This window comes from Virgibacillus sp. M23 (genome assembly GCF_034190895.1).
GTDB classification, from domain to species: Bacteria; Bacillota; Bacilli; order Bacillales; family Amphibacillaceae; genus Virgibacillus; species Virgibacillus salarius.
Genome location: NZ_JAWDHA010000390.1, coordinates 1 through 380, shown reverse-complemented (window position 1 = coordinate 380; position 380 = coordinate 1). Strand labels below are relative to the sequence as shown.

Here is a 380-nt window from a genome sequence, read left to right as displayed (position 1 = left end):
ATGGCAGGGTGTGCTGCGCCGAAGAAAGTGTCAGAAGCCAGCGGAAGTGCGAAAAAAACAGTTGATATCGACACAAGCGGGGATTCAGTGAAGGTCGGGATTCTTCACTCACTAAGCGGGACAATGGCGATCAGCGAAGTGTCGGTCCATGATGCAGAGTTAATCGCGATTCAAGAAATCAACCAAAAAGGCGGAGTTCTCGGCAAAAAGCTTGAACCCGTCGTGGAAGACGGCGCTTCAGACTGGCCTACATATGCGGAAAAAATGAGAAAGCTGCTTCAGCAAGACAAAGTGGCTGCTGTTTTTGGCGGATGGACATCTGCTAGCCGCAAAGCCATGCTTCCGGTTGTGGAGCAAAACAATGGGCTGCTGTTCTATCC

At 50.8% G+C, this 380-nt stretch carries 1 protein-coding gene; it reads left to right on the top strand.

The window, feature by feature from the left end:
* Positions 1 to 380: transporter substrate-binding protein (locus RVS70_RS23160; RefSeq protein ID WP_321135094.1), on the top strand; the 380-nt coding region annotated here is incomplete at both ends.